Genomic DNA, 19,833 nt, shown 5'->3' on the forward strand with positions numbered 1-19,833 from the left:
ATGTCTCCCCGTCCCGATGTGAGTGAGGAGCGCAAGCAGCAGATCCTGGAGGCGGCGATCGCGGTGTTTGCCCGGCTGGGTTTCGCTGAGAGTCGCATGGATGATATCGCCGCCCAGGCCGGGCTCTCGAAGGGGACCCTGTACCTGTACTACAAAAATAAGGACGCGCTGATCGCGGCTCTCCTGAAGTATTTCTTTACGCAGGAGATGGAGCATCTGCGCGCCTTCGTTGAGGTTGAGCGCGAGGAACCGGTGTCCGAACAGCTGCTGTTGCTCACGCGCCAGTTTTCCGTCACCATGCAGTCGATGGTCGAGCTGATGCCGATCTCCTTCGAGTTCTACTCGCTTGCCGGGCGCGACAGCGAGATCCGCCAGTTCTTGCAGGACTACTTCAGGGAGTATCGGCGCGAACTGGCGCGCCTGATCGAGCGCGGCAGCTCGCGTAGCGAGTTCCAGTCGGTCGACGCGCAGGCCACGGCGGTCACCATCGCGGCGCTGTTTGAGGGCCTGGCCTTGCTGCACTTTGTCGATACGCAGGCATTCCAGTGGGGCGCGCAGGCTGAGTCATCCATACAGCTCCTGCTGACCGGCCTGCGACCGCCTTTTTCGCCTGCATAGAAATAGCGACGCGAAACCACCCGGCAGACCACCCATCCGGAGGGGGGCTTCTCCCCTCTCGCCTGCTATAGTGAGGCCAGACACGTTAATTGTATCAAACGGGTAAGCGTAGAGCCACTGCGGCAACTGCTTACACGTCTGCCTGAAGGAGGAATTTTCATGGCCTCACTATCGCACGAGCAGGTCGCGCCACGCCGCCTGCTGTGGGTTGGACCCCTGACCATCGCCTGCGTCGTTATCGCCAACCTGTTGATTCGCGCCCTGGCGGTTGCCTTTCTGGGGGTTTCTGACAGCTTTCAATCCTTGCAGCCGCCATCGATCATCGGCAGCAGCTGCATCTTCCTCTTGCTGGCGCTGCTCATCTTCTGGCTGGTCAGCCGCTCCGCGCGGCGCCCGATCCGCCTCTTCCGCATCATCGCCCTGACCCTGCTGGTTCTCTCGCTGCTCACCCCGGTGATGGCCCTGATCGGCATCTTTCCCCTGCCCGGCATGAACATGAGCATCTTCTGGACCATGATCGCCATGCACCTCGTCTCGGGCGCCATCGCCATTGGCCTGCTCACCACCCTGACGCAACAGCAGTCTTAATAGCACGCTGTGGATGGAATAATTGATGCCCATAGCATGTTTTTATGAGTGAAGTTTAGTGATGAACCATAGCCGGGCATTATGCTTAAAGTTGAGAGATAGAGAGGATGCTCGGCTGAGAGATATATGCTGGCGCTGCTTCTGTGTGGTGTGCCGGTGTACGTTTTCGAAAGGAAGTAATGGATGTCGTCTATTATTGAAGCCACTGGCCGCAAGCCTGCCCCCGTCGCCCATCCTATCCATGAATTGATCAGCGAACGTTGGAGTCCGCGTGCTTTTGCCGATCGTCCTGTTGAAGCCGAAAAGCTGCACAGCCTGTTCGAGGCTGCGCGCTGGGCCGCCTCGACCGCCAATCTACAGCCCTGGAACTTTATCTTCGCCACCCGGGAGCATCCCGAAGAGCATGCCCGCATCCTGGAGGCGCTGAACGAAAACAACGCTAAATGGGCGCAGGCCGTGCCGGTCCTGGTGGTGGCCGTGGCCAGGTTGTACGATTTTGCCGGTAGGGAGCATAACAGTCTCTATGACCTTGGTATGGCCGTTGGCAACCTGGTGATCCAGGCCGTCTCCTCTGGGCTGGTCACGCACCAGATGGGTGGTTTCGACGTCGACAAAGCGCGCGAGCTATTGAACATCCCTGAAGGATACGTTCCGGTCGCCGTGATCGCGCTCGGTTATCCAGGTTCACCTGATAGCCTGCATCCGGCGCTGCGCGAGCGCGAACTGGCACCGCGCAGCCGCAAGAGCCTGGACGAATTCGTTTTCGAGGGTCAGTGGCGGCAGGCCGCGCCCGACGCCAACGTCTGAGCTTGATTTGCAGGGGACTGTAAGCCGGGGCAAGCCCATAAGCCGGGGCAAGCCCGGCAGTTACGAGGCGGCGTAGATGGCGCGGGTCATGGCGGCGATGGCGATCAGTCCCAGCACCAGGCCGATGGTGGCCCAGAGCTGCATGCGGCGGGCCTCTTTGCTATCGGGCTCCTTGAGACGGCGCAGGGCCGGGCGCAGCGCGCTATCGCCGACGCCCAGCAGGATGACCGCCACCACCGCTCCCACGATGACCAGCGCGCCCCATTCTCCGCGCAGGATCGCCCCGTAACCACGGGTTAGCGCAATTAAGATGGCGCCCGCCACCAGCGCCACGGTCCCTGTATAGCTCATGGTACGCAGTAGCCGCATGGTCATGCGGATCAGATGTTCGTCGGGCCATCTGCGCAGGAACGGCATGATCACCAGTACGATCATCGCGTAGCCACCGATCCACGCCACCGCGCACGTCACATGCACAAAGCGCACCAGCCACGTTAAAAGAAGCATTATTGTTCATCCTTTTATATCAAAGCAGATCTTACTCTCCTCTTACTGAGGACAAGTGCGGACGCCCGAACGGGGGCGCGCACCTCCCATTTTAAAGTGAGAGTGCAAGTCCCCACCACCAGAATTATAGTGCCCAGGGGTATGAAAGCACAAAAGCACCCCATTTGGGTGAGTCATGAGCCAGGATGCGTTATTTTTTTGAACGGTATCTCGTTTTATACATTGATGAGATACTGAAAAGGTTTGTAAGCGGGATGTACCCGAAGGAAGATTTTCCTCTATCTATCTATTCATCCAGGATGCGAGTTGGAACGTGTAAATATGAATGGGCTTGCGAGGAGGAGGCATTTTCCTCGCACGTAATATGCGCTCTCGACACAAGGATGTTACCGGGCTACATATGTATTTCCTATTTTTTCATACCCCCGCTACCTGAAATGTGCGTATTGCTATGGACTGCTGATGTAAAATGGAACATTACACGAAGCTTGTCCGGTGGATACAGCACATAGGAATTAAAGGACGACGTCAATGAGAGAACAACTGGTTAAATTAGAAGATGTCAATGCTGATCTTCTTGAACTTGTTCGTACGTCAGTGGAGATGGGTTTAGCCTCGATCGAGGGGGATGAGGATTTAATACCTGTCCTGAACATTAAGACGACGATGATCGTGCTGCAGGCCGATAGCCTGGATGAGGCGCGTCAGGCGGTGCAGAACGTGTTAGATTCGAGTGCCGTTGACCACGGGGTGCTGCTATACAATGACTACGCGACCATTGAGGGGGGTCAGCGCGCGCGCGCTGCTGGCGGAGGCGTATGAGCGCGACAAAGATATGTGCCTGCGTTTCGCGCAGTATTATCGTCCCTCGAAGCGAGCCGGATTTCTCAATCGCGCTCAGCCTCTGGAGCGCATTGGAGAATTGACATTTATGCCCGCTTGCTCAAACGATTGCGCCTGAAGCAAGTCGTTAAGGAGATGGTGTAACACAACGGGTGGGTGCATTCGCGCCCACCCGTTGTGTTACACCATCTCCTTAATAAATTTCAGGCCTCGAAGCGCAGGGTGAAGCGGAAGCGGGCATCTTCTTCATACCACATGGGGAAGTTGGTGCCCCAGACATTGTTGTAGAGGTTGACGTGGATCCCTTGCTCCATGAGGGGCTTGCGATTGGTGAAGTTGAGGAGCGAGGGCTGGCCGGGGGCCAGCAGGGGTGCATCCAGCGTCTCCAGTCCGAGATAGCCTCGTTCGTCGTTGTAGCGCACCCCCTGATCATCGACGGCGTGCAGCGTGCGATTCCCGTTGGACACGACGTCCAGCGGCGATATCCAGTTCCCCAGCTTGTGCAGGTGCCAGATGCCCTCGGGATAGATGCGGGGCTGGAATGAGAGCCAGAGCGCCTCGGGCAGGCGGTTGGCCTGCTTGTCGAACCACTGCAGCGTCATCTCGATGATGGGCTCGGCCTCGGGCAGGCGCAGTTCGAGCGAGAGGGTGCGCGGCGCCCCGTACACCTGCCAGCTCTCAGCGGGCATCTCCAGTTCCAGCAGCACATGGCTGGCGTCCTCGGCGTGACGCAGGGAGAGGTTGGACAGCCTCGGGCGCCAGCATCGATATCGATCAATGGAATGCTCAATCCCCGGCTTGGTAAAATCCTTGAATGACCAGTCAAACGTCTCTTCTTTGTTGATCACGTACTGCTGCCAGAAGCGCTCGTAGTCCTGCTGTGAGAACAGCTCATACCAGAAGCTGGCCAGCGTCTGCGGCCAGGCCGCCCATACGCGATCGTTCGAGCGCTGGCGCAGATAGGCGATGGCCCCCTGCTCGTCGAAGCCCAGCTCGAAGTGGCGCGTCTGCAGGAGCGTGGTGGGATCATCCACGCGCTGAAAGCCGGTAGGATCGGGATAGTTCGCCCGCAGGTGAGCCAGCTCCAGACGCGCCTCGCGCCCCTCCTTAGAGTCGCCCAAAGCCTGGACCGCCGCCTGGAGATAGCTGCGCTGCTCGCGCCAGGACGACTCGAATAGCTGCCATCGCTCATCATGCCGCTGTGCGCGCACGTCGGCCGGCAGATAATGGCTGTAGTCATCCAGATAGGTCTTCTCATCCAATCCCCACGTATGTTCGGGAATCTGCAGCAGCGCGTTGCTCATCCGTTGATAGGACTCATCCGTTTCGCGCAGGCGCTCCTCGCAGATCCACCGCCGACGTAGCCGGCTCAGGGCGCGGAACCCGGCCACCTTCAAGGGATCGCTGCCCACGCCATGGATCCAGGTATCACCCAGCTCGCAGCCTAACGTCGGGAACCGGGATTTAAAGGGCAGCAGCTCCAGCGCGAAGGCATCCAGCGTCGAGGCGAAGATCTCGGCCTGCGGAAAGCGCTCACGCAGGTGTTCAAAAATGCTTACCACCTGCTCGACTGTCTGCGGTCCCACATTATCCTGCGTATGGGCGAAGGCCAGCGCCAGCCGCGTACCCGGTACCAGTGTCAGCTCGCCATAGGAGCCGGGTTGATACATCACCAGCAGTTCCTGTCCGCTGCGCGCGCGCCAGTTGAAGATGGTGGGCACGTCGGGCGGAGTCGAGGCCGCGTTGACGCCCACGTGCAGGAACTGGATGTGCGCCCCGGCCAGCAAGGGAACGATCGCGCGCGTATGTCCTGGCACATCGGTCATCTTGCCCGCCACCGTTGTCTTGCCGAAGCGCCGATCCAGCTCCTGTGAGATGCTCAGACCATACTCGAACAGCGAGGTATCCAGCAGCTCGCTATGCAGCGTAAAGGGGAGTCCATGCCATGCCAGGTCTCCCCGGGCGATGGCCTCCTCAATTCGTGGGCGCTCCGACTCCGTAGCCTGTGCCAGGTATTGGGAGAGTATCCAGGAGCCGGTTGTCCAGATAAAGCCTTCCGTCCCCCCACGCTCGCGCAGCTGGCGCGCGGTCTCCAGCGCCTGGGGAAAGAACGACGTAAAGTAGCGCTGCCTGACAGTTTCAGCCAGCTCGGTAAAGCCCGCATCCAGATGGGTCTTGAAGACCACGTGGATGCGTAGCGGACTCGCAGGTTGCATGGAAAAAGGTTCTCTTTTCTAGAGGCTTGCAAATAAAGATACGTAGAAGTAAGTATACACTAAATAAAGATAAAAGTATCAATCATAAATGAAAAAAGGTGCGCATCATATTTTTGCGACAAGAAAAACGGAAATGCTCACCAACGTGAGCATTTCCGTTTTTCTTGTCGCGGTTTCTTTTGTCGTCTCCCTCTGGCTGCTAGCGAAAGCTACGCAACATCTGCTCAACATACTCTACGGAAGAGATGTTGGCAAAACGGCCCCGGCGACCGCCAAAGCTCAGATCGCCCCAGCCGCCGCCCTGATCAATGCGTTTGATAGGAGCCAGTTCATGCGGTTGGAAGGACATAATGCCGGAACGCTGTCCGGGCATCTGGGTTACCATCAGCACCCGGCGATCCGTAATCGCGTAGCGTGTGTATGGCAACGCCTTGCGCAGGGCTGCATCTCTGCTAATGCTGCGGTGACTGGAACGGCCCAATCTCCCAAATGTGATAATGGGAAAGAACAATGCCCCAATAACGAAGGCGCCCAACAAAAAGGGAAGTGAAGGGCGAGGATGAGAGAGATAGAAAATACAGAGGGGTAAGAGTATTGCTCCACAAATACCACCAATCAATGATTGGATAAGTAGCCTTTTCCACGTGTTGTTGCTAACTTGCGCGTTCGGTCCCGGGCGGTCCCACCAGCGCACCTGCTCGCCCGGCTGTAAAACGCTCCAGATCAGCGGGTCGATCTGCTGTTGCATATCAAAGCGACTCAACTTTCCATGTTGTCGATGAAGGACAGAAATCCCTGTCTGTTTGATATGACTATTTTAGCATGCAACCACTGTGAAGTTTTTCACATCACGATCTTTTATGCACGTGTATTGCTATAATAGAGTGTCTCAGGTATGTGAGGCGAACAGGCGAAGCAGGTGCTGGATGGTGAAGTGGATGTCGTCGGGAGCGGGTAGATCCAGCACGCTGGCCATCTCGATCCACTGCCCCTCAAACTCCGCCCCATGCTGGCGCTCGCCCTCGGTGTGGCAGAGGTAGATGAAATCGTGGTGGTAGTGGGTATCGATATTCTCCAGCAGGACCTGGTAGGGAACGGGCAGCAGCTCGGCGTCTCCCAGTCGCGTCCCCACGCCCTCCGGCTGGTGAATGAAGCGCACGCGATAGCCGGTCTCCTCAAAGACCTCGCGCGCCACCGCCTCGTGCGGGAACTCACCCTCGTCGATATGTCCTCCCGGCGGGAACCAGCGACCATCCGCCTTCAGAATCATCAACACCTTCTTATAGTCTTCACTCAGCACATAGGCCGTGGCCGTATAGTCGAAGCTGTGGCGTGGGCGGCCATTGCTCTGGGCGTTGATGACGCGGCGGCGGCTCTGTTCGGCCAGGATGATGCTCTGCACCTGCCGCAAGAAATCCTCAGTATCCAGCACGTAATCGATGTAGTTGCCTATAGCCGCGTCTTCCGCCTCCTGCAGCAGCGCGAGGTGCCGTACGTTATCGGGATAGTTCTTGCGCCAGCGGGCGGCTGTGCGCGCGTCGCAGAGGGCCAGCGCATCCTGTCCCGCCAGCATGGCCTGCTCGGTGCTGGCTACATCCAGCGACACCGGTTTCAGAGATGTAAGCGCCTCGAGCCAGCGCGTCTGCAGCGGCGCGTCCGCCGGGGATACGAGAAAGAGGAGGCCCCGCCTCTTGCCTTCAAACATAAAAAACATCCTTCATAGCGATTGTCTGAGAAGATAGAACGTATGCGTGCTTGTTCAGTGTAGCGCAACGCACCGATCATGGCAACCCTGGTCGCCATGATCGGTGCTTATAGCGAAATCTGGAGTCAACAAGCCAGCGGGAAGCCGGTTTGCGGACCTATTCGTGCCGGGGCACGAACCGTTTCCAATGGCCCTCGGAGACGACGTCGACGACGCCATCGACCACCTGGATGGCGGTCTGATCGTCGATCAAGTACGACGGCACCGGCATGCCGGCGGCCCATTTTTCAGCGTCGGCCATGGAATTGTCCGGCATAGAGGGGTTATCCAGGTGCGGAAACAGCGCAAAATCAACCAGTCCCAGCGTGCTATCGCCACCGGTGGGCGGCCTCCAGCGGACAAAGTCCTCTCCGATGCTGGGGGCCATTACCATGCTCCCGGCGCTCAGTCCCACATAGACCGTCTCGCGCGGGAGCTCCGGCAAGAGGTCGGCCAATCCGGATTGCCGCATCCAGTAGCACAGATACAGGGGATCGCCGCCCTCCACTAGCAAGGCGTCCGTCTCACGGACCCGCTGGTGCCAGCGCTCTTTATCGATACTGGGCAGCGCGGTGAGCTCCAGCACGCCCCACGACTTCCATCCCAGGTGGCACATGGAGACATGCCCGTCCGGGAATGGAGCGGTTTTGGTATCTCCGCTGATCAGCCGGGCGATCATGGTCGGACCATTGGTGTTGGCGTGCAGCGCGGTGGGAATGTACAGGGCGCTGCACTCGGAAATAGGTTTCCCCAGCAGATCAACCAGGGCGTTGCGAATGCTGTCGTTGGTGATACCACCCGAGGTGAGCAGAAATTTCATCATAGTTTCCTTTCCAATTCTGATCCATGCACAACATTCTACCGCCTCGGCAGGCAAAAAACTTCTCCCATCTTGCTCTGTGTCCATGCATCTATACGGGCGTCCGCTGCGCGGCCGCACCGCATATGGTTATTGGCGCATCCGCGCTCCCGATGCGCCAATAACCATATGACCCGTGAGCGTCGCGGATAGCTTTATCGTCTCAGGTGCGAGCAATAAAAAGAGCTGATAGCAGCGTCTTTATAGAGTGGGATCGATGAATGAGTGTTTTGGGTGCCGGTCGTGATAGTCTGGCAAGAAAGGAAGCGAACAGATGCGATTCTCGATTGGAAGACGTTCTTATCGGCGGGGGAAGCCGCTGCTGGTCGGCGTGATTTTCTTTTTTGTAGGGCTAATTTTTACTATCGTGAGCGGCGCGCTCTGGTTTAGCAATCAGAGTTTTATGGCCGGCACCGTTTCAACAACCGGGCAGATCGTGTCGTGTCATTACTCTACGAGTACCGCCACAGGTAGGAGTAATTCGACCACGACCTGCCAGCCGACCATTACCTTTACCACTCAGGCGGGCCAGAAAATTATATTTACCTCTTCAGATTCATCCAGCTCGTATAATCCAGGCGACAATGTCTCGGTGAGCTACCATCCCGCGAATCCGGCCGACGCGCGCGTCAGCGATTTCGTGAGCCTCTGGCTCTTCCCGCTGAGCTTCGGTGGTATGGGGATAATCTTCTTGATCAATGGCATCTGCCTGGCCGTGATCCCCTTGCTGTTCAAACTGCTGCTGATACTGGGCATGAACAATAAGAATAATAATAGCTATGCGGGAGTGGGGCCGGGACCATACAACAATAGTTACTCGGGGGTCGAGTATAATAATAACTATTCAGGAGCCGGACAGTATAATAATAGTTATACCGAGGCTGAGCAGTATAATAGATACGTGGCCAATGAGCCGTATGGTGGATTTGCTGAGGGCGAACGGTATAATAACGTTCCGGAGGATGAGACGGCAGATAGCTATCCAGAGGAAGGAAATAGCTATCCCAGGGATGAACGATTTTAGATAAGGATGTGTATATGTCTGATTTGAGCGCCGAGCAGGTAGTCGATATCGCCATACCGGGAGGGATCCAGCTTTCCGCCGATGGGAGCCGGGTCGCGTATGTCGTGGGCACAGTCGGCAAGAAGGACGAGCACGGCGTCAGTGCGCTGTGGGTTGCCCCCGTCGATGGTTCCACGCCGCCCCGACTGTTTACCAGCGGCGAGAGCAAGGATAATAGTCCGCGCTGGTCGCCCGATGGACGCCAGCTGGCCTTTCTCTCGGATCGTGCCGAGCGGGGCACGGCCGGATTGTATGCCTTGCCGGTCGACGGTGGCGAGGCGCGGCGGCTGGGGGATAAGGAGAGCAAGCGGGCGGTGATGCAGTTCGACTGGTCGCCGGGTGGTGGGCAGATCGCCTTCAGCAGCGCCGACGAGCCGGACGAGGAGGAGGAGCGGCGCGAGAAAGAGCGCGACGACGCCAATGTCTATGGCGAGCGGCTGCAGTACGCGCGGCTGCGCCTGCTCTCGCTGGCCTCCAATGAGGTCACCACGCTGGTCAGCCAGGAGCGGCACGTGGCCGACTTTGCCTGGCATCCCCGAGGGACCGAGCTGGCGTACGTCACCTGGCAGACCCCCGAGCTGGAATCGATGGCCCACGAGCACGTCATCGAGCGCATCCCGCTGGCCGGTGGCGAGCCGCAGGTTGTCTGCCGCTGGTCCGGCATGGTCAACAGCCTCACCTGGTCCGAGGATGGCAAGGTACTCTTCTTCATCGGCTCCGCCAGCCGCAAAGCGCAGTCCTCCATGGTGGTCTACTGCGTCGATGCCGAGGGAGGCGAGCCACGGCGACTGGCCGGTGGCGAGAGCAACTGCGTCTATTATTTGTATCCTTTGCACCATCAGCAGCAGGTCGCCATCGGCGCCGTCGAAGGTCTCTCCCTCAACATGTACCGGCTGGATGGGCAGAGCGGCGAGCTGAGCCGCATCTTCCCCAGCGAGGAAGGGTCGCGACAGGGAGACTCGGCCTTTGGCGCGGCCGACGTGCGATACCTGGAGGATGGGCGCATCACCGTGGCCATGGCGCGCGGCAGCAGCGTCCAGCCCCTGGAGGTCTGGGCGGGAGCCGGCGGCGCCGGAGAATCACTGAAAGAGCTGCGGCAGCTCTCTACGCACAACGCGGAGCTGGCGGGCATCTCCTTTGTGAAGCAGGAAGCCTTCTACTGGACCGCCCCCGATGGCCTGAAGCTGGATGGCCTCTTGCTGCGGCCGGCGGACGCCGTCGAGGGCGAGCGGCTCCCCACGGTGGTCCTGGTGCATGGCGGACCATACGGAAACTGGATGGCCGGCTTCAATCTCTCCTGGGGCAACTGGGCCCAGTGGCTGGCCCTGGCGGGCTACGCCGTCCTGATGCCCAATCCCCGTGGTGGGTCCGGTCATGGCGAAGAGTTCGCCGCTGCTGCGTTGGGGAATGTAGGAGGGGCCGACTATGGCGACGTCATGGCGGCCGTCGACGCCGCCATCGAGCGCGGCATCGCCGATCCCGAGCGCCTGGGCATCGGAGGCTGGAGCCAGGGAGGGTTCATGTCGGCCTGGGCCGTCACCCAGAGCGACCGCTTCAAAGCCGCCATCATGGGTGCCGGTGTCTCCGACTGGGGCCTGATGGTGCAGACCAGCGACCTGCCCGACTTCGAGCAAGAGCTGGGTCGCACCGCTCCCTGGGATGGATTGGAGGCGCAGCGCCACCGCGAGCTGAGCCCGATCACCTTCGCCAGCCGCGTCACGACGCCTGTCCTGATCCTGCACGGCGAGAACGACGCTCGCGTACCCGTCAGCCAGGCCACCGGCTTCCACCGCGCCCTGCGCCACTACCAGGTCCCGACCGAGATGGTCCTCTATCCACGTGAGCCGCATGGTATCGGTGAGCGCGCCCACCAGCTCGACCTGCTCCGGCGTGTCCGCCGCTGGTACGACCGCTGGCTCCGCGCGTGAGGCGAGCAGGGTCAATATGTTCAACTTAAGAGCAAGCAACAAGAAATACGACCGCAGTACGTGCGGGGCTTGCCCCCGCTTTTGTCTTCTCTGCACGAAAAAAGTAACAAGAAAGGTATTCTGCATCAGCAGAAGCCTACATTGATGAGCGGCGAGGAAACAAGCGGGGGCAAGCCCCGCATGTACTGTGGTCTTTTCTCTTCATGCATGTTCTTAAGTTGAACGTATTAACCTTGAGGGCCGCCGCTACGGGGGCGTGCTCGTGTTTGGGATAGATGTTTTGAAATATGATTGGAGGTGGCGTGTATGGTGATGCGAGCGTTGATTCTTGATTTTGATGGTTTGATGATTGAGACCGAGCAGCCCGATTTTCAGTCCTGGCAGGAGATCTATGCGCAGTATGGGGTGACGCTTTCTCTGGAGATGTGGCTGCCGTTGATTGGGACGGGTAGCTCGTCGCGTGCGTTTCATCCACATGATCACCTGGAAGCGTTGCTGGGGCGTACGCTGGATCGTGCCGAGCTGCGCGCCCGGCGCAGGCGGCGCTATGCCGAACTGGTGGCCGCCCGGCCTTTGCTGCCCGGCGTAGCGGAGATTATCGCGCAGGCGCAACGGCGTGGACTGCGCCTCGCGGTGGCGTCGAGCTCGCCGAGGGAGTGGGTGATAACCCACCTGGTTCAGAGGGGGCTGGATGCTCTCTTTGAGCATATCGTGTGCGGCGATGAGGTCGCTCGGGCCAAGCCATTCCCCGATGTCTACCAGGTCGTGCTGGCGCGGCTTGGCCTGCCAGCCGATCAGGCCATGGCGTTTGAGGATTCCCCCAACGGTGTGCAGGCGGCCAAACGCGCTGGCCTCTTCTGCGTCGCCATCCCCAATCCATTAACGCAGCACCTCGCGTTTGAGCAGGCTGATCTGCGACTGCTCTCGCTGGCGGATTTCTCGCTGGCGGATTATTGTTTATGAATATCCAGGAGAAGCCAGGGTGGGGAGGATGGTTGCACCAGGAGCACTGGAGATAAGCTTATGAAATTACATGATCAACCAACACTCACCCTGTTCTGTGGCCTGCCCGGTTCAGGGAAAACAACACTCGCAAAAAAGCTTGAGCAAGCAGGTAAGGGCATTCGCATCTGTACTGACGATTGGCAGGAGCAGTTAGGAATCGATCATAGTAATGAGGAGTTTCACGAAAAGCTTCAGGCTCGACTCTATGCATTTGCCTTGACGCTCCTCCGTAACGGTCAGGATGTCATCCTGGAAGATGGCCTCTGGCAACAATCTGAACGCAGCCAAAAGCGAGCAGACGCAAAGCGATCCAACGCCCGAACAGAAATGCACTTTTTCGATGTACCTTTTGATGAAATCTGGCGCAGGCTGGAGTATAGAAATGGCACCCTGGCTCATGGCGCAGTGCCAATTACCAGGCAGGAGCTTGAGCGTTACTGGCACATATTTCAGCGTCCCGATGAGCACGAGCTAAGACTATTTGACGCCTACACCATCTACAGCTAACGGCTGGTATTACGACACCTCGGACTCGGGGAAAAGAGGTTCTGGAGGACTACGACTGACCGTTGCCGCCGACTCGACTTTCCGTAGGGTCGTGCCTGAATGATGACAAACCATCTCCCCTCCCCAGAGGTCCAAGATCAGGCAAGCAGTGGACCCCCGTTGCTTGCCTGATCTTTTTTGTGTCTGTTCATGCTGGCCGAGTAATTTATCTTTCACTCCATTGAAACACGAGATATATATAACGGCATAGCAGACAAAAAAACATTTTGTGAAATACTTCACATACATGGCCTGTGAGTAATGTTATCTTTATCTAGCGGACACTATATTCTTTTGTTTACATCAGGAGATGCAGTGGAAAGGAGAAGCTTTTTCGCCATGATCCTTCAACCCACGCAGACGTTTTCGGATGCCTATGTCCCCTCTGTGCCCGCCGAAAAACTCTCTTTTAAAACTTATGTACAAACACAGGAGAAAAACACTATGCGTTTGAAAACCCTCTTTGTTAGCCTGGGCCTCGCTCTGATGCTGGTTGGAATGCTGGCGGTCTGCGAGTCTACTCCCTCGATGGCCAGCACCTATACCCCGGTCTCGGCGTCCTATATATCGACAAATATCAATGTATCACGATCCTCCTCGTCTTCAGTTGTTGTCTCGGTGGGCGAGGTTCCATCCCATCAGGCTGTAGGGAGCACAATTACCGTGCTGACCACGACCAAGGGTATGACGTTATATGTCCATGAGTGGCAGGGGGCGAGCGGCTTTAGCTGTGATGGCACCTGCGCCAAAACCTGGCATCCTCTGCTCTATAAAGGCACAGGCACTCCGACCTCTACCACCCCACTTCCCGGCAAACTGAGTGTGGGTACCGACTATCTCGGGCGCCAGGTAGTCTTCTACCAGGGCTATCCTCTCTACACCTATGTTGGTGATAAGAAACCTGGTGACTACAATGCTCCGCTGGCTGATAACTCGCCCTGGCAGCTCGCCACCCCCAACATCCCTACTGGACTGTAGAATAGTTCTTCGCATCAAGCAGGAGCACAGTTTTCTCCTGGCACGATATCGTGCCAGGAGAAAACTGTGCCGTAGATTACCCATTGTTAGTTCTGTGTGACGCACAGCCCGATGTGTTCAAGATAGTCATGCAAGAGCACTGGTGATCGAAGGGGCGGATCACTCCCTGGAAGTACCCGGAGGCATCGACCGTTCGCTGCAGGTCATAGAGCAGTTCATGCAGAGCATCCAGACATTCTTAGATAGAGCGTAGGTGCCGGGCTTGCCCCGGCTTGTCGCGAAGCGACCCCGTACCCGGGTGCCCACGTTCCATTAACGATGATATCTTTCTTGCAAACGCTGCGCCAATGGAACGCGTGCCATCGATGGGTTCGTCCTACTCTGGGAACGGTCACGTGTTCGGGGAACGTGGGCGCCCGGGTACGGGGTCGCCTGTCGGCTCCAAGCCGGGGCAAGCCCGGCACCTACGTTGAACGTATCTCGCCTTGATTCTCATTTCCTCTTATCCCCTTATATGCATGTGCGTGTTTGAAGGGGGTGCCTCCGCGGATGCGTGCATATAAATAAAACGATCTTAATCTGTATTGCACGCATACAAAGGAATAGGGAATAAGATATGAGTTTTTTCTGTGTAGCTAGTAGCGTCATCACCGGCAGAAAAGAAAAAGCCCGGCAGGCAGGGGCGTAATCATAGTTACGCCCCTGAGCCCGTTCCCGCGCGCCAGAGGGATGGTGCCTTTTACCAGGTCACGGGTAAATTAGAAGGCCCGAACGTCAGGGTCTCATCCGCGCGCCAGGGGACTTCCTCGGGAGGCACCGCCAGGCGGATCGTTGGCAGCCGCGTGAGCAACGTTTCCCACAGCACCTGCAACTCCATGCGGGCGATCTGCTGCCCCAGACAGGCGTGGATGCCGCGTCCGAAGCTCAGCATAGGTTTGATCTCGCGATCAAAGCGAATCTCATCGGGATCGGAAAAGACGGCCGGATCATAGTTGGCGGCGATCGCCGATAGGTAAACCACCTCCCCGGCGGGGACGGTCGTCTCGCCAAACTGGACGGGCTCGCGTGTGATGCGTGGCCTGCCATGTCCGATCGGGGTGATGCGCAGGAGCTCTTCGATCGCGGTCGCCCACTGCTCGGGCTCCCTGATCTGTGCGCGTAAGCGCGTGAGCAGCTCGGGATCTTGCAGCACGATGAAGGCCGAATTGGTGAAGGTGGTGCTCACCGTCTCAAAGCCGGCGATGATCATCCCCATGGCGAAGGAATACATCTCAGACTCTTTCATCACATGATCACCCTGCTGCTGCGCGCGCACGAGCAGGCCCAGCACGTTATCGCCAGGCTCCTTCTGCGCCTGTTCGATGATCGGGGTCAGATACTGCCTCAGCTTCATGGCCTGTGCGTAGCGCTCCTGGGGGCTCGCCACCGTTGACAGGGCGATGCGCGCCGACTGGCGCAGGAATCTTTCCTCCTGCTGCGGGATGCCCAGCATCTCGCAGAGCACCGTCATCGGGGTCCGGATGGCGTAGTCCTCAAACAGGTCGGCGGGCGGCCCCGAACGCTCCATGGCATCCACCAGCGCGTGGGTTACCTCGATCACGCGCGGGCGCAGCTTGTTGGCGGCCTGCACCGTAAATGCCTGCGTGACCACGCGCCGCAGCTTATTGTGCCGGGCATCGGAGACCGAAAAGAGCGAATCGTCGCTGGAGCTTGTCCCCGTGACATCGCCCGCTTCCATGCGCGGGACCGCGCCATCCGAACGCAGGACCGGGCCGCATTTGGGATCACCAAAGGCTTTGGCGATATCCTGGTAACGCGTGGGCAGAAATGCATCGCCGCCATAGGGCATATGTACCCTGGCCACCGGGCACTCGTTGCGCAGGCGTTCATACTCTGCAGGGATGCTCAGGCTATGGGGAGCAAACGGAAATGGGTAGTTCGGGATATCTTGTTGTTCAGTTTCAACGTTCGGTGTGATAGGTTCTTGACTCATATATCCTTTCCAATCCATCGGGTCACCAGCAAATGGCTGGATGGCTGTCGGTCGGCTCTTTACTACTCTGATTCAGTTGACATCAAAAGCACGCGAGAACTTTTACTCCTCTACCTCCCGATCATCGGCGGTCAGCGTCAGCTCCGAGGTATTCTCCTCATCCTCAACGACAAAGACCTCGGCCGGGCACGCCTCGGCCGCGTACTTGACCTTCTGCAAAAGCTCCAGGGGTGGATGTTCCTGCAGGATCTCAACCGTGCCATCGCTCTCGCTCTGGGTAAAGGCCTGGCTGCAGGCCAGTACGCAAGATCCGCTGGCAATACATTTTTTGGTCAAGGCAATGACGCGCATCTCCTCAGTCCTTCCTTTCGCCGTGTCACGTTGCTGCGTGTGCACGTTCTGTTGTACGTCGTCCCCTCCTAAAAGGAATCGACGGGTGGGATAGCTGTCTCTAGTTGTCACGAGCATCTCCCTGGATTATAATGTCACCATGTGACAAAAGTCAATGAAGGAAGAAAGCACTTGAATGACATAGTGGATTCGCAGGACAGCCTGGGGCGGCAGCCGGGTCTGCGTGAACGCAAGAAACGCCTGGCGCAGGCAACGATTGAAGAGACGGCGCTGCGGCTCTTTCAGCAGCGTGGTTACGAGCAGACCTCCATCCAGGATATCGCCGACGCGGTGATGATGTCGCCGCGCACCTTTTTTCGCTACTTTGCTTCAAAGGAAGAACTGCTCTTCGCGCCCACACAGACGATTCTGGAAGAGGGCGCGAGCTATCTCCGGCATGTCGCGGCGGCGAAATCGGCGCCGGGGGCGTTGATCGAGACGCTGGAGCATCTCGCGGGTCTCTATCAGCAGCAGAAAGCGGGCTTCTTGCTGCGCTACCACATCGCCACTGTCACCCCTTCTCTAATCCCTGGATATCTCTACTCGCTGGCGGTAACAGAGCCCGCCTTCTGCGAGGCACTCGCCGCCCGGACGGGTTCGGAGGCGGGCCAGGACTATCTCCGTTTTCTGGTCGCGGTCTCCATGGCCGCGTTCCGCGCGGCGCTTACCGTATGGTTCGAGCACGACGCCAGCACTGACCTCGTTTCGCTGCTGCGTGAACACCTCGCCTACTTCTCCTCCCTCGCGCGCGAAGTCAGCTAAGTCACAGCAACGTTGTCTTGTTCGCGTACGCCGTTCCAACTGGCAGACGCATAGGGGGATGTTTTTTCTTTTTTGGCGTGTTATGCTGCGTGCAATTAAATTGTGCGCAATTAAATTGTGGTCAATTGAGGTTGCCAAAAAAAGAAACAGGTTGGGTGGGTGCGGTGCGCTGATGTTGTTGTGGGCGCAGAGTAGCATGGAAATTTGGAGCGCAAGAAGCGGATAGGTCTCTGATGGTTTATGCATTATGCTTGCTGCATGATATGTGGCGCGCCCGCACTGGTCGGGTGGCGAGGATGGGGCGTGGCGCGTGTATCGTGAACGATGGATGATGAACAGGAGCATACAGATGCATAGGGTGATTGAACCGAGTATCCTCTATTTTGGTACGCCGGTGGTCTTGATCAGTACGCGCAACGTGGATGGTTCGTTGAACCTGGCGCCGATGTCGTCGGCCTGGTGGCTCAACCAATCGTGCATGCTGGGGATGAGTGGCAGATCGATGACGGTCGAGAACCTGCTGCGCGAGCGGCAGGGCGTCCTCAACCTCCCCTCGGCGGACCTGGTGGCGGCCGTCGATCGGCTGGCTTTGACCACGGGACGCGATCCTGTGCCGGAGAGCAAGCAGAGCATCGGCTATCGCTATGAGGCCGATAAATTTGGCGTGGCCGGGCTGACGCCACGGCCGGCGGACCTGGTGAACGCGCCGCTGGTAGCTGAGTGTCCGGTGCAGTTGGAGGCGCTGGTCGAGCGGGCGCACGGCTTCGACGAGCGGAACGGGAGCATCCAGGCGATTGAGATGCGCATCGTGCGCGTCCACATCGACGAGCGGTTGCTGATCCCCGGTACTGACCACTACATCGATCCCGAAAAGTGGAATCCCTTGATCATGAGCTTCTGCGAATTTTTCGGGCTGGGTGGCAAGCTGCATCCATCTCGGCTCGAGCCCGCCTTCTACGGTGCCAGCGCGGCACGCGCCGTCGTCAGCCACAAATAGCAGCCCGCCCAGATGCCTCTTCAGGTGTATATGCAAGAGAGGTGTGTGGGCATGGCGGCGCGCGACGCTGCCATGCCCACACACCTCTCTTTGCAACGCCTTTTTATGCCCATGATTGTTGCAGGCGAGCAAAGTTTTGGAGAGCGTCTGGACTGGCGTTGGAGACAGCCCAGCAGTTCATGCCTTCTTCGCGCCAGTTGGCCAGGTGATAGCTCTGGATGGTGTCCATCTTGACGGGCATGGACCCCTGTGTGGTGGGCCAGAGAAAGAAGTTAACGTTATGCCCCTGGTACTGGTAGACGATGGCGGCCACGTTTTGCCTATCCAGGTAGTCCAGGCGACCCCCGACCAGCGTATAGCCATCGGAGCTGATATCGTAGATGTAGGGTGTGTAGTTGAGCTTGCCGTGAAACCATGACTTGATGGCATCGGGATTGGAGGAGCGAATATCCACCAGGTGGTTGGCCGTGAGTGAGCGCATATGGCTATCAAACACCTGTTGCGATAGGGCGTTTCCCCCTCCTGGCGAGGTCGTAGGGCCGCTACGCCAGATCCCGCTGAGCAGGACCGCCAGGGCCGCCACAATCAGGCATGCCGCAGCCGCAACGCCGAGTCCGCGCCACAGGGTGGTTCGGGCCATGAAGCTGGCCCGATCGCGCTGACGCTGCGATGACGACACACGCTGGCGTAACTGCGGCGGCGCGGTAAAATACAGAGAGCTACCCTTCATCGCATCGCGCAGTTCCTGATATCCATCGTAACTTTCCCGGCATGCCGCGCACGTTTCCAGGTGGCGCTCGATATCGAGGCTCTGGGCGATATCCAGCTCATTATCCAGGTAGGCATGCAAAAAGCGGTGTGCCTCTGTACAATTCATCATATTCCTTCTTCGTTCGTCTGCTGCGCGAGGTAGCGCTGCAGTTGTTTACGAGCCCGCGCCAGGCGCGACATCACTGTTCCCAGCGGGATATGCACGATCGTGCTGATATCCCGGTACGACATCTCCTCCAGCTCGCGTAAGACCATGACCTCGCGAAACTCTAACGGCAAGGCCGCCAGCGCCGCGCTGAGCTTCTGCTGATCGATGCGGCGCAGATGCAGCACTTCCGGATTAAGCACATCACTTTCTCTATCGTGTAACTCTTCATCAAATGGCACCATCTGTTCATCCAGGCGCCGCTGTCGCAGCCAGGTATAACAGGTGTTGCGTACAATGGTTAGCAACCAGACGCGGCTATCTCCACCCCGAAACCCTTGCAAAAATCTGAAGGCCCGTAAGCATGCTTCCTGCACCATATCTTGCGCATCCTGGTCATTATGGGTGAGCCAGCGCGCCAGGTTGTATGCTGCGTCCAGGTGCGGTAAGATGAGCTGCTCAAAACGTAAGCGTTGGTCATGCGGTTGCACTTACGCACCTTTTTACCTTCCACTAAAAGGGACTGATGCTAAGCAGATTTTATTCCCGTGAGAGTGGTTTACTCTCTTTGTTGTGAGGACACGTGGGCGCCCCCACACGCGCGTCCGCTGCGCGGCCGCGGTAGTTTTTTGTGTTGGTGCAACAGAGGCACATTCGCGCCTCTGTTGCACCAACACAAAATAGAGGTATGAGCGCCGCATGAACCAATGCAAAATAGAGATGTGAGCGCCGCATGAACCAATGCAAAATAGAGATGTGAGCGCCGCATGAACCAATGCAAAATAGAGATGTGAGCGCCGCATGAACCAATGCAAAATAGACTCCGTGCTCAATTCTTACTGGACTCCTTTACCATCATACACCATGTTCCGTGATTTTTCTATTTATGCTGTAGTGTTTTGATTTTTGATGTTCCGATTTGTAGTGGATAGCGGGAATAAATTTGTAAAAGAGCAGTCTGGAGAGATGAAGGAAAGAGAATGGGGGTAGATGCTAGCGTCACCATATGCATTGTTGTGCCGTGGGAGGGAGCCTGATGTCAGAGGCCGGATGTGATTGCCTGGCCTGAAGGA

20 protein-coding genes are annotated in these 19,833 nt (G+C 57.8%); 11 read left to right on the top strand and 9 right to left on the bottom strand.

Annotated elements, in window-relative coordinates:
• The 3 genes from AABA21_RS37200 to AABA21_RS37210 all read left to right on the top strand — a co-directional run bounded on the left by AABA21_RS37200 (position 1) and on the right by AABA21_RS37210 (position 2,013).
• Positions 1–618: a TetR/AcrR family transcriptional regulator gene (locus AABA21_RS37200; RefSeq protein WP_338257980.1), complete on the top strand. Its 618-nt coding sequence runs from the start codon at positions 1–3 to the stop codon at positions 616–618.
• Between the two features lie 159 nt (positions 619–777).
• Positions 778–1,206, top strand: coding sequence for a DUF6069 family protein (locus AABA21_RS37205; protein ID WP_338257983.1), 429 nt, complete (start codon positions 778–780; stop codon positions 1,204–1,206).
• Between the two features lie 183 nt (positions 1,207–1,389).
• The gene (locus AABA21_RS37210) at positions 1,390–2,013 is read left to right on the top strand and encodes a nitroreductase family protein (protein ID WP_338257984.1); all 624 of its coding nucleotides are present in this window, start codon (positions 1,390–1,392) and stop codon (positions 2,011–2,013) included.
• Between the two features lie 60 nt (positions 2,014–2,073).
• Here AABA21_RS37210 and AABA21_RS37215 read toward each other — a convergent pair whose 3' ends face one another.
• A complete protein-coding gene (locus AABA21_RS37215) occupies positions 2,074–2,520 on the bottom strand; it encodes a hypothetical protein (RefSeq protein WP_338257985.1) in 447 nt (148 codons plus the stop codon).
• Positions 2,521–3,051: 531 nt separating this feature from the next.
• Here AABA21_RS37215 and AABA21_RS37220 point away from each other — a divergent pair.
• Positions 3,052–3,342 carry a hypothetical protein gene (locus AABA21_RS37220; protein ID WP_338257986.1) on the top strand — a complete coding sequence of 97 codons (291 nt, stop codon included), beginning with the start codon at positions 3,052–3,054 and terminating at the stop codon, positions 3,340–3,342.
• A 224-nt stretch (positions 3,343–3,566) separates the two neighbouring features.
• Here the strand turns inward: AABA21_RS37220 and AABA21_RS37225 are convergent, their stop codons facing one another.
• From AABA21_RS37225 to AABA21_RS37245, 4 genes are all read right to left on the bottom strand, one after another.
• The gene (locus AABA21_RS37225; protein ID WP_338257989.1) at positions 3,567–5,579 is read right to left on the bottom strand and encodes a DUF5054 domain-containing protein; all 2,013 of its coding nucleotides are present in this window, start codon (positions 5,577–5,579) and stop codon (positions 3,567–3,569) included.
• A 199-nt stretch (positions 5,580–5,778) separates the two neighbouring features.
• Entirely contained in the window at positions 5,779–6,327 is a 549-nt protein-coding gene (locus AABA21_RS37230; RefSeq protein WP_338257990.1) for a hypothetical protein, read from the bottom strand.
• A 141-nt stretch (positions 6,328–6,468) separates the two neighbouring features.
• The gene (locus tag AABA21_RS37235; RefSeq protein WP_338257992.1) at positions 6,469–7,284 is read right to left on the bottom strand and encodes an NUDIX hydrolase; all 816 of its coding nucleotides are present in this window, start codon (positions 7,282–7,284) and stop codon (positions 6,469–6,471) included.
• A 157-nt stretch (positions 7,285–7,441) separates the two neighbouring features.
• Positions 7,442–8,143 carry a Type 1 glutamine amidotransferase-like domain-containing protein gene (locus AABA21_RS37245; protein ID WP_420917250.1) on the bottom strand — a complete coding sequence of 234 codons (702 nt, stop codon included), beginning with the start codon at positions 8,141–8,143 and terminating at the stop codon, positions 7,442–7,444.
• Positions 8,144–8,456: 313 nt separating this feature from the next.
• Between AABA21_RS37245 and AABA21_RS37250 the strand changes: the two genes are divergently transcribed.
• From AABA21_RS37250 to AABA21_RS37270, 5 genes are all read left to right on the top strand, one after another.
• Entirely contained in the window at positions 8,457–9,206 is a 750-nt protein-coding gene (locus tag AABA21_RS37250; RefSeq protein ID WP_338257994.1) for a DUF3592 domain-containing protein, read from the top strand.
• A gap of 14 nt (positions 9,207–9,220) precedes the next feature.
• On the top strand, positions 9,221–11,173 hold the full coding sequence (locus AABA21_RS37255; protein WP_338257996.1) for a S9 family peptidase: 1,953 nt from the start codon (positions 9,221–9,223) through the stop codon (positions 11,171–11,173).
• 306 nt (positions 11,174–11,479) lie between these two features.
• Positions 11,480–12,136 carry an HAD family hydrolase gene (locus AABA21_RS37260; RefSeq protein ID WP_338257998.1) on the top strand — a complete coding sequence of 219 codons (657 nt, stop codon included), beginning with the start codon at positions 11,480–11,482 and terminating at the stop codon, positions 12,134–12,136.
• Between the two features lie 60 nt (positions 12,137–12,196).
• Positions 12,197–12,685, top strand: a complete 489-nt coding sequence (locus tag AABA21_RS37265; RefSeq protein ID WP_338257999.1) for a P-loop nucleotide/nucleoside kinase family protein — start codon at positions 12,197–12,199, stop codon at positions 12,683–12,685.
• Between the two features lie 483 nt (positions 12,686–13,168).
• Positions 13,169–13,702: a COG4315 family predicted lipoprotein gene (locus AABA21_RS37270; RefSeq protein WP_338258000.1), complete on the top strand. Its 534-nt coding sequence runs from the start codon at positions 13,169–13,171 to the stop codon at positions 13,700–13,702.
• A gap of 739 nt (positions 13,703–14,441) precedes the next feature.
• On the opposite strand, the gene AABA21_RS37275 is transcribed toward AABA21_RS37270, so the two are convergent.
• Complete coding sequence (locus tag AABA21_RS37275; protein ID WP_338258001.1) at positions 14,442–15,695, bottom strand: cytochrome P450; 1,254 nt, start codon at positions 15,693–15,695, stop codon at positions 14,442–14,444.
• A 102-nt stretch (positions 15,696–15,797) separates the two neighbouring features.
• Positions 15,798–16,157: a ferredoxin gene (locus AABA21_RS37280; RefSeq protein WP_338258002.1), complete on the bottom strand. Its 360-nt coding sequence runs from the start codon at positions 16,155–16,157 to the stop codon at positions 15,798–15,800.
• A 60-nt stretch (positions 16,158–16,217) separates the two neighbouring features.
• Between AABA21_RS37280 and AABA21_RS37285 the strand changes: the two genes are divergently transcribed.
• Together AABA21_RS37285 and AABA21_RS37290 are read left to right on the top strand one after the other, a co-directional pair.
• The gene (locus tag AABA21_RS37285) at positions 16,218–16,847 is read left to right on the top strand and encodes a TetR/AcrR family transcriptional regulator (protein WP_338258003.1); all 630 of its coding nucleotides are present in this window, start codon (positions 16,218–16,220) and stop codon (positions 16,845–16,847) included.
• A 349-nt stretch (positions 16,848–17,196) separates the two neighbouring features.
• Positions 17,197–17,844, top strand: coding sequence for a flavin reductase family protein (locus tag AABA21_RS37290; RefSeq protein ID WP_338258005.1), 648 nt, complete (start codon positions 17,197–17,199; stop codon positions 17,842–17,844).
• Between the two features lie 103 nt (positions 17,845–17,947).
• On the opposite strand, the gene AABA21_RS37295 is transcribed toward AABA21_RS37290, so the two are convergent.
• Together AABA21_RS37295 and AABA21_RS37300 are read right to left on the bottom strand one after the other, a co-directional pair.
• A complete protein-coding gene (locus tag AABA21_RS37295; RefSeq protein WP_338258007.1) occupies positions 17,948–18,724 on the bottom strand; it encodes an anti-sigma factor family protein in 777 nt (258 codons plus the stop codon).
• Positions 18,721–19,251, bottom strand: a complete 531-nt coding sequence (locus tag AABA21_RS37300; protein ID WP_338258009.1) for a sigma-70 family RNA polymerase sigma factor — start codon at positions 19,249–19,251, stop codon at positions 18,721–18,723. The genes AABA21_RS37295 and AABA21_RS37300 overlap by 4 nt, the downstream gene beginning before the upstream one ends.
• Between the last annotated feature and the right edge of the window lie 582 nt (positions 19,252–19,833).

The organism is Dictyobacter halimunensis (assembly GCF_036245075.1).

Excerpts from the sequence above, each read along its gene's own strand:
- AABA21_RS37200 (WP_338257980.1), top strand. The coding sequence starts at position 1 with ATGTCTCCCCGTCCCGATGTGAGTGAGGAGCGCAAGCAGCAGATCCTG.
- AABA21_RS37205 (WP_338257983.1), top strand. The coding sequence starts at position 778 with ATGGCCTCACTATCGCACGAGCAGGTCGCGCCACGCCGCCTGCTGTGG.
- AABA21_RS37210 (WP_338257984.1), top strand. The coding sequence starts at position 1,390 with ATGTCGTCTATTATTGAAGCCACTGGCCGCAAGCCTGCCCCCGTCGCC.
- AABA21_RS37215 (WP_338257985.1), bottom strand. The coding sequence starts at position 2,520 with ATGCTTCTTTTAACGTGGCTGGTGCGCTTTGTGCATGTGACGTGCGCG.
- AABA21_RS37220 (WP_338257986.1), top strand. The coding sequence starts at position 3,052 with ATGAGAGAACAACTGGTTAAATTAGAAGATGTCAATGCTGATCTTCTT.
- AABA21_RS37225 (WP_338257989.1), bottom strand. The coding sequence starts at position 5,579 with ATGCAACCTGCGAGTCCGCTACGCATCCACGTGGTCTTCAAGACCCAT.
- AABA21_RS37230 (WP_338257990.1), bottom strand. The coding sequence starts at position 6,327 with ATGCAACAGCAGATCGACCCGCTGATCTGGAGCGTTTTACAGCCGGGC.
- AABA21_RS37235 (WP_338257992.1), bottom strand. The coding sequence starts at position 7,284 with ATGTTTGAAGGCAAGAGGCGGGGCCTCCTCTTTCTCGTATCCCCGGCG.
- AABA21_RS37245 (WP_420917250.1), bottom strand. The coding sequence starts at position 8,143 with ATGAAATTTCTGCTCACCTCGGGTGGTATCACCAACGACAGCATTCGC.
- AABA21_RS37250 (WP_338257994.1), top strand. The coding sequence starts at position 8,457 with ATGCGATTCTCGATTGGAAGACGTTCTTATCGGCGGGGGAAGCCGCTG.
- AABA21_RS37255 (WP_338257996.1), top strand. The coding sequence starts at position 9,221 with ATGTCTGATTTGAGCGCCGAGCAGGTAGTCGATATCGCCATACCGGGA.
- AABA21_RS37260 (WP_338257998.1), top strand. The coding sequence starts at position 11,480 with ATGGTGATGCGAGCGTTGATTCTTGATTTTGATGGTTTGATGATTGAG.
- AABA21_RS37265 (WP_338257999.1), top strand. The coding sequence starts at position 12,197 with ATGAAATTACATGATCAACCAACACTCACCCTGTTCTGTGGCCTGCCC.
- AABA21_RS37270 (WP_338258000.1), top strand. The coding sequence starts at position 13,169 with ATGCGTTTGAAAACCCTCTTTGTTAGCCTGGGCCTCGCTCTGATGCTG.
- AABA21_RS37275 (WP_338258001.1), bottom strand. The coding sequence starts at position 15,695 with ATGAGTCAAGAACCTATCACACCGAACGTTGAAACTGAACAACAAGAT.
- AABA21_RS37290 (WP_338258005.1), top strand. The coding sequence starts at position 17,197 with ATGCATAGGGTGATTGAACCGAGTATCCTCTATTTTGGTACGCCGGTG.
- AABA21_RS37295 (WP_338258007.1), bottom strand. The coding sequence starts at position 18,724 with ATGATGAATTGTACAGAGGCACACCGCTTTTTGCATGCCTACCTGGAT.